The sequence below is a fragment of the Streptomyces sp. NPDC051963 genome, assembly GCF_044593495.1.
Lineage (GTDB): Bacteria > Actinomycetota > Actinomycetes > Streptomycetales > Streptomycetaceae > Streptomyces.
In genome coordinates this window covers 416,909-429,872 of record NZ_JBIUCC010000004.1, presented here as the reverse complement: position 1 = coordinate 429,872, position 12,964 = coordinate 416,909, and the positions used below count along the sequence as shown (strand labels likewise).

General features: G+C 68.6%; 10 protein-coding genes. 6 read left to right on the top strand and 4 right to left on the bottom strand.

Features of this window, described 5'->3' with window-relative positions:
- Positions 1–5: 5 nt before the first annotated feature.
- Positions 6–515, bottom strand: coding sequence for a GNAT family N-acetyltransferase (locus tag ACIHFB_RS18630; protein ID WP_400127560.1), 510 nt, complete (start codon positions 513–515; stop codon positions 6–8).
- Positions 516–692: 177 nt separating this feature from the next.
- Here ACIHFB_RS18630 and ACIHFB_RS18625 point away from each other — a divergent pair, with 177 nt between their 5' ends.
- A complete protein-coding gene (locus tag ACIHFB_RS18625; protein WP_400127559.1) occupies positions 693–1,316 on the top strand; it encodes a LysE family translocator in 624 nt (207 codons plus the stop codon).
- A gap of 62 nt (positions 1,317–1,378) precedes the next feature.
- On the opposite strand, the gene ACIHFB_RS18620 is transcribed toward ACIHFB_RS18625, so the two are convergent.
- On the bottom strand, positions 1,379–2,305 hold the full coding sequence (locus ACIHFB_RS18620; protein WP_400127359.1) for a zinc-binding dehydrogenase: 927 nt from the start codon (positions 2,303–2,305) through the stop codon (positions 1,379–1,381).
- A 331-nt stretch (positions 2,306–2,636) separates the two neighbouring features.
- Here ACIHFB_RS18620 and ACIHFB_RS18615 point away from each other — a divergent pair, with 331 nt between their 5' ends.
- The gene (locus ACIHFB_RS18615; RefSeq protein ID WP_400127358.1) at positions 2,637–3,191 is read left to right on the top strand and encodes a TetR/AcrR family transcriptional regulator; all 555 of its coding nucleotides are present in this window, start codon (positions 2,637–2,639) and stop codon (positions 3,189–3,191) included.
- A gap of 163 nt (positions 3,192–3,354) precedes the next feature.
- Here ACIHFB_RS18615 and ACIHFB_RS18610 read toward each other — a convergent pair whose 3' ends face one another.
- A complete protein-coding gene (locus ACIHFB_RS18610; protein ID WP_400127357.1) occupies positions 3,355–5,457 on the bottom strand; it encodes an autotransporter in 2,103 nt (700 codons plus the stop codon).
- Between the two features lie 235 nt (positions 5,458–5,692).
- Here ACIHFB_RS18610 and ACIHFB_RS18605 point away from each other — a divergent pair, with 235 nt between their 5' ends.
- Together ACIHFB_RS18605 and ACIHFB_RS18600 are read left to right on the top strand one after the other, a co-directional pair.
- Complete coding sequence (locus ACIHFB_RS18605; RefSeq protein WP_365274464.1) at positions 5,693–6,814, top strand: glycoside hydrolase family 43 protein; 1,122 nt, start codon at positions 5,693–5,695, stop codon at positions 6,812–6,814.
- A gap of 1 nt (position 6,815) precedes the next feature.
- Positions 6,816–8,228, top strand: coding sequence for an RICIN domain-containing protein (locus ACIHFB_RS18600; RefSeq protein WP_365274461.1), 1,413 nt, complete (start codon positions 6,816–6,818; stop codon positions 8,226–8,228).
- A 12-nt stretch (positions 8,229–8,240) separates the two neighbouring features.
- On the opposite strand, the gene ACIHFB_RS18595 is transcribed toward ACIHFB_RS18600, so the two are convergent.
- The gene (locus tag ACIHFB_RS18595) at positions 8,241–9,920 is read right to left on the bottom strand and encodes a rhamnogalacturonan lyase B N-terminal domain-containing protein (protein WP_365274458.1); all 1,680 of its coding nucleotides are present in this window, start codon (positions 9,918–9,920) and stop codon (positions 8,241–8,243) included.
- A gap of 198 nt (positions 9,921–10,118) precedes the next feature.
- Between ACIHFB_RS18595 and ACIHFB_RS18590 the strand changes: the two genes are divergently transcribed.
- Positions 10,119–11,189: a rhamnogalacturonan acetylesterase gene (locus tag ACIHFB_RS18590; protein ID WP_365274455.1), complete on the top strand. Its 1,071-nt coding sequence runs from the start codon at positions 10,119–10,121 to the stop codon at positions 11,187–11,189.
- Positions 11,190–11,255: 66 nt separating this feature from the next.
- A complete protein-coding gene (locus tag ACIHFB_RS18585; RefSeq protein WP_400127356.1) occupies positions 11,256–12,950 on the top strand; it encodes a DUF2264 domain-containing protein in 1,695 nt (564 codons plus the stop codon).
- The last annotated feature ends 14 nt before the right edge of the window (positions 12,951–12,964 follow it).

The window sequence follows — 12,964 nt, the reverse complement described above, 5'->3', positions numbered from 1 at the left end:
CCGCCCTACCGGGCCGGGGTCTGGTTCAGGACTGCCGGGGCCTGGGCGGCGAGTTCCTTGAGTGGGTCACCGCTCAGCCGACATACCGTCCACTCGTTCAGCAGCTCCACGCCGAGCGACTTGTAGAAGTCGATCGTCGGTTCGTTCCAGGCCAGGACCCACCACTCGAAGCGCTCGTAGCCGTTCTGTTGACAGACCGCGGCCAATGAGGCGAGCAGAGCCTTGCCGTGTCCTCCACCTCGGGCGTGCGACCGCACGTAGAGGTCCTCCAGGTGCATGCCGCGCGTGCCGGTCCAGGTCGAGAAGCGGGGAAACCACAGGGCATAGCCCACGACCTCCCCCGTCTCGTCGTCCTCAGCGATCAGCGCGGAAGCGGCGGGATGTTCTCCGAACAGCGCGTCGCGGAGCTGCTCCTCGGTTGCTCGGGCCTGCTCGGCAGCCCGTTCGTACTCGGCGAGTTCGCGGATCATCGCGCGGATCTCCGCGATGTCGTCCACAGTGGCGGCCCGGATCATGCCGTAGATCATCAGTCATCGTACCGAGCCGTGTCCATCCGATTCCGCGCCTCGCACCTTCTCCGCTGCGTGAACACGACCGTGGTCCTCGCCTCGACGGACGATCCCCGGAACACGTTCGCAGACGGGCCGGCAAGAGGCTTGTGGCGCATCAACGCGCTTGGCGATGCTGCCTCGATGATGACTTCCGTCGTTGCGTTCGTCGGTGCGGCCTTCCTGGTCGCGATGGTCCCAGGGCCAAGCACGGTCGTGATCCTGCGCCGAGCGGTGGTGAACGGCCGGAGGACCGGCATGGCCACGGTCCTGGGCAACGAGTGCGGGGTGCTGCTGTGGGGCCTGGCCGCGGCCTTCGGCCTCTCCGCCCTACTGCAGGCCTCGCAGGTCGCCTACGACGTCATCCGGATCGCCGGCGCCGCGGTGCTGGTGTGGATGGGAGCGCGTGCCTTGTGGCAGGCGAGGCGAGCTGGACAGCCGGATCGGGTAACAGCGGAAACAGTTGCCGTGTCGCTTCGGCGGGCGTACTGGCAGGGCCTCGCCACCAACTTCGCCAATCCGAAGGCCGGCGTGTTCGCCGTGTCCTTCCTGCCGCAGTTCGTGCCGCACGGAGCCCCTGTTCTTCCGACGCTGCTCGCCTTCTCGGTGATCTGGGCCGTGGTCGACTTGATCTGGTACCTACCGTTGGTCTGGCTGGCAGGACGTGTCGGAGGAGTGCTTCAGCGGCAGTCCGTTCGGCGCCGGATGGAACAGGTTTCCGGGACGCTCTTGGTGGGGCTGGGGGTGCGCTTGGCTACCGAGTCTTAGAGGCCGTGCTCGCCGGCCGAGTCGGAGCGGGATCGGAGCGGGGTCGGCCGGCTCAGAAGGGTTCAGTCGATGCCGAGTACCGCCTTGCCCCGCAGGCGGCCTGCTGCCATCTCCTTCAGCAGCGAGTCCGCGCCGGCCCAGTTGTCGCGGCGACCGATCTCGACCTGGAGTTTCCCCTGCGAAGCCAGGTCCAGTAGCGCGTTCATGTCCTGGGCGTCACGGCTCCCGTCACCGTCGCCGTAGACGAAGTGGCGCAAGGTCAGCGAGGCGCCCCCCTGGACCTGTCGGAAGAAGTCCAGAGTGATGGGGCTTCCGCTGGCCTGACCGAACCAGAGGAACTGGCCGCCGGGGCGCAGCTTGTGGGCCGTCTTCGACCCCAGGTCGCCGCCCACGGACTCGAGGACGATATCGAAAGCGGTGTCCTCGACGGCATCTATATCGAGGGCGATCTCGGCGCCCAGCGCCGCCATGTGGTCGGTCGGCTGGCCCTGCGCGGCAACGGCGATGATCTCGGCCCCTTCCGCGACAGCGAGCTGGATGAGGACCTGGCCTACTCCGCCGCCCACGCCCGTGGCGAGGATCCTGCGCCCCTTCAGAGGGCCGGCGAGGGCGAGGAGCCGCTGCGCGACCAGCCCGCCCAGGGGGAGCGCGGCGGCGGAGGCGGAGTCCACATTGTCGGGGATGACCGCGAGACGGTCCGCCGAGGCGGCGACGTACTCGGCGGCGCCTCCTCCTGAGGGCAGGTGGAGGGCGACCCGGCTGCCCTCCGACGGTCCGCTGCCGTCCACTGCGGCCTTCGCGACCACCCCGGCCGCGTCGATACCGGGGCGGAACGTGGTCGAAGGGTCGCTCAGGTACAGGAAGTCCGCCCGGTTGAGCGCGACGTCGGTGACCCGGATCAGCGCTTTGTGGCGCTGCGGGGTGGGGGGATCGACTTCCCCCAGCTCAGTGAGGGTCTCCGGGTTGTCGGTCGGGATGAGCGCGCGCATGAAAGCACCTTCCTGAGAAACGGCAGTACGACTACCGCTTCACCGTAACGCACGAAACGGTAGTGGAACAACCGGATCGAGCTGCGGCGTGATCGCCGGAGAGTGGACTCGCTCGCCGCGAATCCCGCGAATCGGGGCGCGCCGCCTGGGTGGTGGTCCGATGTGGCGAGGATGGCGCGGGCGTCTGGTGCCGCGCGTCTGCGCACTGGTGGGCGGGGCTGAGTCGCCGTACCTCTCAGGAGAAGCGGTAGTATTACTACCGAATCCATCGTGCTGCCAAGGCGGGGCAACCACCATCGCCTCGGTGAGTGATCCCGATCAGGAGCCTGGATTGACCGCCACGTCACCGCGTGCACCGCGCAAGGATCAAGTTCGCAACCGGCGGCGGCTGCTCGATGCCGCCCGCCTGGCCTTCGCCGAGCAGGGGCCCGACCTGAGCATCGAGGCCATCGCCCGGACCGCGGGAGTGGGGGCAACCACCTTCTACCGGCACTTCGCGACCAAGGACGACCTTGTCCTGCAACTGCTGGAGGACTTGGCGCGCGGCGCAGGCCAGGTCGCGGAGGAGGCCGCTGCCATCGCCGACGACTGGGAGGCCTTCCGCACGGTGTTCACCCGCGGGTGCGCACTCGATGACGCGGGGCTGCGGTTGTTCGACGCTCTGTGCAAGACAAGTCCGCCGGCGGCCGAGCGGGGGAGGGCTCTCACCACCTCCTTGATCGCCCCGGTCGCCGAACGAGCCCGGCGCAGCGGTCAACTCCGCGAGGATGTCTTTGTCGAAGACGTAGCGGCGCTCATGCGCATGGCCGACTCGGCCTCAACTCCCCGGCAGCGTGAGAGCGCGCACGAGGTGATGCTGGCCGGCCTGCGCACCCCGGCCGAGTAGCGGCATCCTGCTCTTGTTTCTGTTCCTCTTTTTGTTCCTTTTCCCTTTCCTGTTCCTGGCCTTGGGCGGAGGCCGCCTGGCGACCCGGGCTGATTGCCACCGGGTCCCTGTGGTCGACCCCGGCCGACGACGGGCTGGCGTTTACTGTGGCCGGGAGGGGCGCCTACGCCGCGTGCCTGCCGCCCCGGCGCCGTCCCCCGCGCCCCCGTACCCGTCGCGTCGCCGGCACCATCAGCCCGCCCAGCAGCCCGAGCGCCATCGCATACGGCCACCAGCCGAACGCTGCCTTGCTCTCCGCGCTCGCTGTGCGCGTGTCCGCGGACGCCGCACCGGTCGCCGTACGGGTGGAGACGGTCGGGGAGGGGCTCGCGGTGGTGGACGTCGTCAGGACGACGTCGTTGCCGTCGCCGCCCCGGTAACTGATCCGGTACGTCGTGTCCGCGAGCTTCAGCCGGGCGCCCTCCCGGAGGCCGGTGAACGTACCCGTGGTCTTCGCTCGGCCCGTGTGGTCGAGGATCCTGACCTCACGCGCGGGTCGCGTACCGGCAGCGGATACGTCGAGGTCCCCGGCCAGACGGACCGACCCCGCGACCTTCAACGGCTTGTCCCCGAGGACCAGTTGACCCTTCGCGTGCTGCGTGTAGTGACCGGTTACGGTGACACCGCCCGCGACCACGCCGTCGTTCGTCACCGAGCCCCGGACCGTGCCTGGACCGGAGAGAACGGTTGTTACACGCAGGACCCCCGTACCCGCGTCCAGCCGCGCCCCAGCCGTGGTGAGCCGAATCGCCCTGCTGCGTACGAGAGTTGCCCCGTCCCGCAGCGCCAGGGTGCCGGTCTTCACGGTCGTCGTCCCGGTGTACGTCACCGAGCCGCCCGTGAGCGTGGTCGTCGCCGCGCCCGACTGCACGAGCGATCCGCTGCCGCCGACATGCGTCAGCTTCACGGAGTCGGTCACGTTCCTTACGACGAGCGTTCCGTCGTTCGCGATCCTCCGTTGCTCCGTCCCCGTCAGCAGCGAGCCGTCGCCGCCCCGCTCGCCGGAACCCAGCCGCAGCACCGCCCCCTTCTCCACGGTCGTCGAGCCGTCGTAGTACTGCTTGGCCGCGAAGGTGACGTCATTGCCGCGTGTTCCGGCTATGACGATGTCCCCGGCGCCGGGTGCGGACAGCGTGTCGTGGAAACGGCCGCCGCCGATGGGGGCGCCCAGCGTCACCGGCCCGTTGTAGTCGAAGGTGAGCTTCGAACGGGAGCGGGCGGCAAGGAGGTTGATGTAAACGGTCTCGGCGGTGCCCGGCATGAAGATCTTGCTGGTGGTGCCGTCGCCCCACTGGACGTTCGCGCCCTTGATGTTGGTGCCGCGCTTGTTGACGTTCTTCCGCGCCGGTGTCCAGTTCAGGGCCGGGTCGCTGAGCGAGGGGTCGTTGTCGCCGCCCTGGTCCGACCAGCTGTACTGGCCGGTGAGAACGACCTTGCTGCCGGGCCTGGACTGGACGTTGATGTCGCTGCCGTACTCGCGCTGGTAGAAGTCCATGCCCATCGTGACGGTCTGGCCGAGCGGGGTGTCCACGGTCCAGGTGCCCTGGTTGAGGACCTTGCGCACGTTCGGTAGCGAGGTCGCGAACTCCGGCCGTCCGGCGTTGGCCTGCGTGCCGTTGTCGATCACTCCGGAGAAGGAGTGGGTGCCCGACAGGTCCCAGGTGCCCCAGAGGAAACGCGGCTGCGTGACCAGGCCCGAGCCGCTGATCGTGCCGAGGTTGTAGGCGCTCGCGAGGGACAGCCGCAGCGTGCCGTCGACCCGGATGTTGTCCTGGTTGAGCCGGAACGCCGGTGTGTTGTACGGAAAATGGCCGATCAGCCCGGTCGTACCGCCGTTTCCGTACTGAAGCGTCGCGCCGCGCTCGACCGTGATCGCGGGCGGATCCGGGTCGGTCGTGGTGACGTACGGGTGGTTGCCGCCCTGCGTGGTCACCTGCTGCCGTTGCCGGGACGTGGGCAGCGTGAAATCGCTGTCCTTGGTCAGCACCAGGGTGCCGCTGCCGCGCACGGTCAGTGTGCCCTCGCCGCGGAACACCCCGTCGTACGTCGTCGTCCCGGACGGCACGGTGACCACCGTGTCGCCGGTGAGCGTCACGTCGCGGTCGGCGATCACGTCGGCGGTGACGTCCCGGGTGCCGGCGGCCTCGGCCGTGGGAGCGGTTACCAGGAAGGCGACCGCCGCGAAGGCGCCCGCTGCCGCTGCTGTCTTGTGGGGGAAGCTGCTCACGCATTGGGAGACGGCCGAGCCGGCCGTGGATAACAGAAACTTCTCCGGCCGAAATTCGGCGCGTCGGTCCCGTTGACCTCCTCGTGACACCCCCTTACCTTTTCGGCGTTCGTAATGACAGATGTTGTTCGGAATCACGAACGACCGTTGCCGACCACCGACCACCGACCACCGACCACCGGTCGACGACGACCGACCACCGACCTTCTCGCTTTCCCCCCGAGAGGCAGCCCGTATGAGCCGCGACGAACCCCATGCCCTCGACCGCAGACTGATGCTGAAGGGTGCCCTTGCCGCGGGCGCTCTGGCCGCCGCCCCTTCGATGGCCCACGCCGCTCCCTCGGTGGCGCACGCCGCCGCCGACACCCCCGGCCGGAAGGCCGCCCCGTTCGTGAACCCGCTCGTTCGCAACCGTGCCGACCCGCACATCCACCGCCACGCCGACGGCCACTACTACTTCACGGCCACCGCCCCCGAGTACGACCGGATCGTCCTGCGCCGCTCCCGCACTCTGAACGGCCTTGCCGCCGCTGAAGAGTCGGTCATATGGACCAAGCACGCCACCGGCGACATGGGTGCGCACATCTGGGCACCGGAGATCCATCGCATCGGCGGGAAGTGGTACATCTACTTCGCCGCAGCGCCCGCCGAGGACGTCTGGGCCATCCGCATCTGGGTCCTGGAGAACGCGGGCCGTGATCCCTTCAAGGGGACCTGGGTGGAGCGCGGCCAGCTGAAAACGGCCTGGGAAACCTTTTCCCTCGACGCCACCACCTTCACCCACCGGGGCTCCCGCTACCTCGCCTGGGCCCAGCACGAGCCCGGCATGGACAACAACACCGGCATCTTCCTGTCCAGGATGGCGAACCCATGGACCCTGACGGGGCCTCAAGTCCGGCTCTCCACCCCGGAGTACGACTGGGAGCGCATCGGCTTCAAGGTCAACGAGGGGCCCTCGGTCATCGCCCGCAACGGCCGGCTGTTCATGTCGTACTCGGCCAGCGCCACCGACTGGCACTACTGCATGGGCCTGCTGACCATCGACGCGGACGCCGACCTGATGGACCCAGCGAACTGGGCCAAGTCGCCGACGCCGGTCTTCACCAGCAACGACACGACCAAGCAGTACGGCCCCGGCCACAACAGCTTCACCGTCGCCGAGGACGGCCGCACCGATGTCCTCGTCTACCACGCCCGCCAGTACAAAGAGATCGTCGGCGACCCTCTGAACGACCCCAACCGGCACACCCGCATCCAGAAACTGGGCTGGAAACCGGACGGCACTCCCGATTTCGGTATCCCCGTGGCGGACACGGCCGCCGACACCACCGCTGACATCGCGAAGGAGAGTGTGTGAGATGAGACGTGCTTGCGCGGTACTGCTCGCCCTCTGTCTGGCGCTGTTCGGCGCCCTGGCCACCGCGGGGCCTGCCCAGGCCGCACCCCAGACCATCGCGAACGGCACGCAGTTCACCGATGTCAGCGGCTCGCCTGTGCACGCCCACGGCGGTGGAGTCATCAAGGTCGGCTCGTACTACTACTGGTTCGGCGAGCACCGCAATGCCGACAACACCTTCCGCTATGTCGACGCCTACCGCTCCACCGACCTGAAGAGCTGGGAGTTCAGGAACCACGTCCTGACCCAGTCCAGCCACTCCGAGCTGGCCAGCGCCAACATCGAGCGGCCGAAGGTCATGTACAACGCGTCCACCGGCAAGTTCGTGATGTGGATGCACAAGGAAAACGGTTCCGACTACAGCGAGGCCCGGGCGGCCGTAGCCGTGTCCGACACCGTTGACGGAAACTACTCCTGGCAGGGGAGCTTCCGCCCGCTGAACACCCACATGTCCCGTGACATCACGGTCTTCGTCGACACCGATGGAACCGGTTACATGGTCTCCGCCGCCCGCGAGAACTACGACCTGCACATCTACCGGCTCACCGCCGACTACACGGGCATCGCCGCCCTGGTCGCCGACCCCTGGCACGGCGGCCACCGAGAGGCCCCGGCCCTGTTCAAGCGGAACGGGGTGTACTTCATGCTGACGTCGGGTGCGACCGGCTGGAGCCCCAACCAGCAGCAGTACGCCACCGCCGGCAGCCTCGCCGGTCCCTGGTCGGCCATGACGAACGTCGGCGACTCCGCGGCGTTCGGCTCGCAGACCGCCTACGTCCTCCCCGTGCAGGGCGGTTCGGCCACCTCGTACCTCTACCTGGGCGACCGCTGGGGCAACTCCTTCGGCGGCACCGTCAACGACTCCCGGTACGTCTGGCTCCCGCTGACCTTCCCGACCTCCACCTCGATGTCGATGTCCTGGTCCCCGGAGGTCACCGTCGACACCGCCGCCGGGACGATCAGCGGTACGGGCGTCACGTACAACACCCTGATCGCGCGGCACAGTTCGAAATGCGCCGACGTGACCAGCCAGTCGCTGTGGCAGGGCGCGCAGATCAAGCAGTACGACTGCAACGGCGGCACCAATCAGAGGTACTGGCTCAAGTCGGTCGGGAGCGGTTACTACCAGATGGTCGTCAGGAACAGCTCTCTGTGCGTGCAGGAGAACGCGAGCACGGTCACCCAGGAGAACTGCAACGCAGCGGCCACCGCCCAGCAGTGGTCGCTCACCACCACGGGCAGCTATGTGACCATCGCGTCCCGCGCGACCGGCGAATGCCTGGACGTGTCCGGCGCGTCCACCGCCAACTCCGCCGCGGTCATCACGTACACCTGCAACGGAGCGACCAACCAGCAGTGGACGCGCGGGACATGAGCATCCGTGGAATCAGACCAGCAGATCGATCGCGTCGATCGACGTGCCCGCGCTGAGATAGCCGGTCGATCCCGAACCGCTCACCACGTGGATCTTCAGCGTGTTGTAGGCGCCGGTGTCCGTCAGCCAGGCGGACGCCGGCACGCTGTAGGTGAAGGTGTTGTTGTTGCCGCGGTACGAGCCGTTGGTCAGGGACCGGGTGCTCGGCTGCGTGGGCGGCGAGGGGATCGCCGACGTCCAGGTGTCATTGACGACGACCTGCGGACGGCCGTTGGCGTAGGCCGTCGTCACGCCGATCCGCAGCGTGTGTGCGGCTGCGGCCTGCGCGGCCGTCAGCCGGAAGTACACGATCAGCCCGCTGTTGACGTCCTTCCACAAGTAGCAGGGGAAGGCGGACGTCTCGCTGCCGCTGCCGATCACCACGTTGCCCGTCCAGGAGGCGGCCCGGACGTCGGACGGATGCGCGTACGTCATCAGGTCCGCGTTCTTGAAACCGCTCGGCGAGCCGTTCCAGTCGCCGATCCGCCAGATGGCGCTCGCGTTGCTCGGATCGTTCGAGGAGGGGATCGCGATCGTGTTGAGGGTGGTCGTGGCGCCCGCAGAAACCGTTACCGACACCGTGTACACGGCGAACTCACCCTTGAAGACGGTCAGCGTGTACGTCCCCGGAAGCACGCCCCCGATCGAGAAGTTGCCGTCGGAGGACCGGGCCGAACCCCAGTACTGCGTCGCCGAGTTGGCGAGCCCGACGGTATACGCGTACGACGTGTTCCGCCCGGAGATCCCGACCCCCGCCACCCGGCCCCGGCCGCTCGCGCCGACGTATCCGGAGATGCCGAGCGAGTCCGCCCACGACGTAGTGAGCGTGCCCGGAAACAGCGCCGAGGACGGTGCCCCGCCGTCCGTGAAGGCGATGACGTACGGGCCCTGGAGGCCGAAGCGCTGGGCCTCCGTCTGGTTCTGGCCGTAGTACAGGATCTCGTACAGGCCGCCGCCGTCCGCGCTCTGGTGGCGGAGGAGCGAGCGGTAGAAGGGACCGCCGGAGGCCTTCTCGTGGTGGCTGCGCACGATCCACAGGCCGACGCTGCCCGTCGTCCAGCCGATGTAGTTGTAGTCCATCACCCGGAGCCTCGAGTAGTGCTTCGAGCGGGTCTGGCCGTCGGACTTCGCGAACACGTCCGAGGCTTCGATGGTGGTGGGCGCGTAGGTGTAGGAGTCGGGCTCGTCGTTGCTGAACAGGCCCGCCTTGACGCGCAGGATGTAACGGGTTGCCGAAACAGAGGTGTCGGCCTTGTTGGTCCACAGATAGACGTTGTTCTCACCGCTGCGGGCCGCGTAGTAGTGCCTGAGTGTGCCGTAGGTGACGGAAATCAGGATCGTCGAACCGGACTGCGTGATCGTCACGGTGGATCTGCCGAGGCCGGACTCGATGTGCGAGTTCATCCCGCCGTAGCCCTGGTACTCGGTGCCCCGGTAGACCAGCGAGGTCAGGTCGCCGTTGGACTTGCTGACCTTGAAGACCAGGTTGGCGCCGGTGTCGACGACGTAGTTCGAGCCGTCGTCGCTCCAGCCGAAGGCCGCGGCGGAAGCGGTTTCGGCGAGTGGTCCGGCGAGCGTCGCCGACCCTGCCGCGGCTGCTGTGCCGAGCACGAAGGTACGGCGTCGGACCGGTCTGTTCGCGGATCCGGACATGGGGGTGCCTCCTTCGGAGATGCGGGGGTGCGAGTGCCTCGCAGAGTGACAGTTGAATCGTTTTCGCGAAAGGGCTTTCGCAGCCCGGGAGTTGGGAATCACGCGAAATCGATCCAAGGTCTAGAAAGCGCTTGCCAAGCGCGATACGGTCCAGCCGCCAGGCCGTGTCGACCTGGTTGTCGTCGGAGGGAGCCGCGCATGAGACGTTTCACCCTGACCGCCCTGGCGGCGGTCACGCTGAGCACCGCGCTGTCCGCCGTACCCGCCCACGCGGACGCCTCTGCACAAGCCCCAGCACACGCCCACGAGCAGCCTCTGGACCTGGCCAACTGCACTGCCACCGCCTGCCACTTCGCGGTCCCGCCCGGGACGTACGACGTGCAGATGCTCCTCGGCGGCCCTGCCGAGTCGAGCACGAGCATCACCGGCGAAACCCGACGCTCCCTGCTCCCGGAAACGCCCGCCGCGGCCGGTGAGGGCGTCGCCCGCAGCTTCACCGTGAACGTCCGTACTCCCGAGGGCGAGCCGACCGGCCCCGACGGCACCGCGGGCCTCGACCTGGTGATCGGCGGCTCGGCGCCCGCACTCGCCGACATCCGCGTCACCCCGGCCCGCCGCGACTCCCGCCAGATCTTCCTCGTCGGCGACTCCACGGTCTGCGATCAACCCGGCGACCCGTACTCCGGCTGGGGCCAGCAGCTGCCGCAATTCCTCCGCAAGGGCGTGTCGGTCGCCAACTACGCCGACTCCGGCGAGAGCACCGTCAGCTACCTGGCGAACCCCCGACTCTGGGCCACCGTCCAGCCGTTGATCCACCCCGGGGACCTCGTCCTGATTCAGCTCGCTCACAACGACAAGACGACCGACGGGGCGACATACCGCGCCAACCTGGAGACACTGGTGGCGGGCGTGCGCGAGAAGGGCGGGACCCCGGTCCTGGTGACCCCCATCGTGCGACGCTGGTTCAACTCCGACGGCACCCTGAACAACGACACCGCGCTCCTGGTCAACGGCCTCGGGGTGGACCACCCGGCCGTCGCCCGCTCGATCGCCGCCGACCGGGACGTCCCGCTCGTCGACTTGACGGCGAAGACGAAGGCGTTAGTGGAGTCCTTGGGTGTCGAGGCGTCCAAGGCGCTGTACCTGTACAACGAGAAGCGGGACAACACGCACACCTCCGTGCACGGGGCCACGGTGTACGCCGAACTGGTCCGTGACGAACTCGTCGCCCAGCATCTGGTGCCGAACGGCTCGGTGCGGGTGGGATGAGCCCCTGGGGCGCTTCGACCGGAACCGGAGCGCCCCAGGCCTTTGCCGCCAAGGAAAGCGCTGTTGATGAAACTCTCCCGCGAGGACCGTGATCTGAGTCCCTGCACCGGTTACACCCGCGCCCACTGGGAGGCCGCCGCCGACGCACTGCTCGCCGCGGTCGAGCCGTACGCGACCGAGGACCGTGCGCTGTACCACCTGCCCGGCGACCGCACGAGCTGGTCGGGCCGGCTGTCGGACGGCCTGGAGGGCTACGCCCGTACGCTGCTACTGGCGGCCTTCCGCCGGGACGAGACCGCGTTGGAGCGTTACGCAAACGGTCTCGCGGCCGGCGTCTCCGGCAGCTGGCCGCGCATCGAGGACCGCAGCCAGCCGCTGGTCGAGGCGGCGTCGATCGCCCTCGCGCTGCGTGTGACGCGCCCGTTGCTGTGGGACCGGCTGGACGACGGGGTACGACAGCGCGCCGCGGCCTGGCTGGGCGACGCGCTCACCGCCGAGGCCTGGCCCTGCAACTGGGAGCTGTTCCCGGTCACGGTCGGCGGTTTCCTCCAGGAAATCGGTTACGAAGCCGAAGCGTCCCGTGCGGCGATCGACCGCGGTCTGGAACGCATCGAGAAGTGGTACGTCGGCGACGGCTGGTACACCGACGGCGACGGCCGCAAGTTCGACTACTACAACGGCTGGGCCATGCACCTCTACCCGGTGCTGCACGCCTGGCTCGCCGACGACACCGAGCTCCTCGACCTCTACGGCGGCAGGCTCGCCCGGCACCTGGAGGACTACGCCCGTCTGTTCGGCGGCGACGGCGCCCCCATGCACCAGGGCCGTTCCCTGACGTACCGGTTCGCCACGACGGTCCCGCTGTGGCTGGGTGCGCTGACGGGCCGTACGCCACTGTCGCCGGGGGAGACGCGACGGCTGGCGTCCGGAGCCCTGAAGTACTTCCTCGACCGGGACGCCGTGGACTCCCGCGGCCTGCTCACCCTCGGCTGGCACGGCCCCGACCCGGCCGTCCTGCAAGGCTATTCGGGCCCGGCCTCTCCGTACTGGGCGAGCAAGGGCTTCCTCGGTCTGCTCCTCCCGGAGGACCACCCGGTATGGACGGCAGCCGAGGAACCGGGTCCGGCCGAATGCCCCGACGCGGTCACCCCGATCGCCGCCCCCAACTGGCTTCTCCAGTCCACCGGTTCCGACGGCGTCGTCCGGCTCCACAACCACGGCAGCGAAGACGTCCGCTACGACCCCTACTACACACGGCTCGCGTACTCGACGGTGACGGCGCCCTCACCGTCGTACGACAACAGCGTGATCGTCGGCGGCGACCCGAGCCGCACCGGCATCGAGCCCCTCGGCGCCGGCGACGACTGGGCGGCCTCACGGCACCGGACGGGCTCCGGGGGCAGCGTGACGTGCGTTGTCCTTGCGCGGGGCTCGGTGGAGGTACGGGCGTTCCGTGTGACGGGAGTACCCGAGCAGACGGAGATCCGGGTCACGGGCTGGCCGGCTATGGTCGGCGCACGCTCCGAACTCCTCCCGGTCTCGGGGCTGTCGGAGACAGGAGCCGAGCTCACCGGTGTCATCGGCGCCGAGCCGAGCCTCTTCGTGGCACTGATTCGTCTCACTGCCGAGACCGACCCGGCGCCACCGACGGAAGCGGTCACCGTCGAGGTGACCGGCCCGGACGAGTTCGTGGTCCGCTGGACGGAGGGGCCGGCGCGGCGGGTACGGATGGGGGTGGGGGAGGTCGGGGTCGTGGGCTGAACACGGGGGATGGG

Excerpts from the sequence above, each read along its gene's own strand:
- ACIHFB_RS18630 (WP_400127560.1), bottom strand. The coding sequence starts at position 515 with ATGATCCGGGCCGCCACTGTGGACGACATCGCGGAGATCCGCGCGATG.
- ACIHFB_RS18625 (WP_400127559.1), top strand. The coding sequence starts at position 693 with ATGATGACTTCCGTCGTTGCGTTCGTCGGTGCGGCCTTCCTGGTCGCG.
- ACIHFB_RS18620 (WP_400127359.1), bottom strand. The coding sequence starts at position 2,305 with ATGCGCGCGCTCATCCCGACCGACAACCCGGAGACCCTCACTGAGCTG.
- ACIHFB_RS18605 (WP_365274464.1), top strand. The coding sequence starts at position 5,693 with ATGAGCCGCGACGAACCCCATGCCCTCGACCGCAGACTGATGCTGAAG.
- ACIHFB_RS18600 (WP_365274461.1), top strand. The coding sequence starts at position 6,816 with ATGAGACGTGCTTGCGCGGTACTGCTCGCCCTCTGTCTGGCGCTGTTC.
- ACIHFB_RS18595 (WP_365274458.1), bottom strand. The coding sequence starts at position 9,920 with ATGTCCGGATCCGCGAACAGACCGGTCCGACGCCGTACCTTCGTGCTC.
- ACIHFB_RS18590 (WP_365274455.1), top strand. The coding sequence starts at position 10,119 with ATGAGACGTTTCACCCTGACCGCCCTGGCGGCGGTCACGCTGAGCACC.
- ACIHFB_RS18585 (WP_400127356.1), top strand. The coding sequence starts at position 11,256 with ATGAAACTCTCCCGCGAGGACCGTGATCTGAGTCCCTGCACCGGTTAC.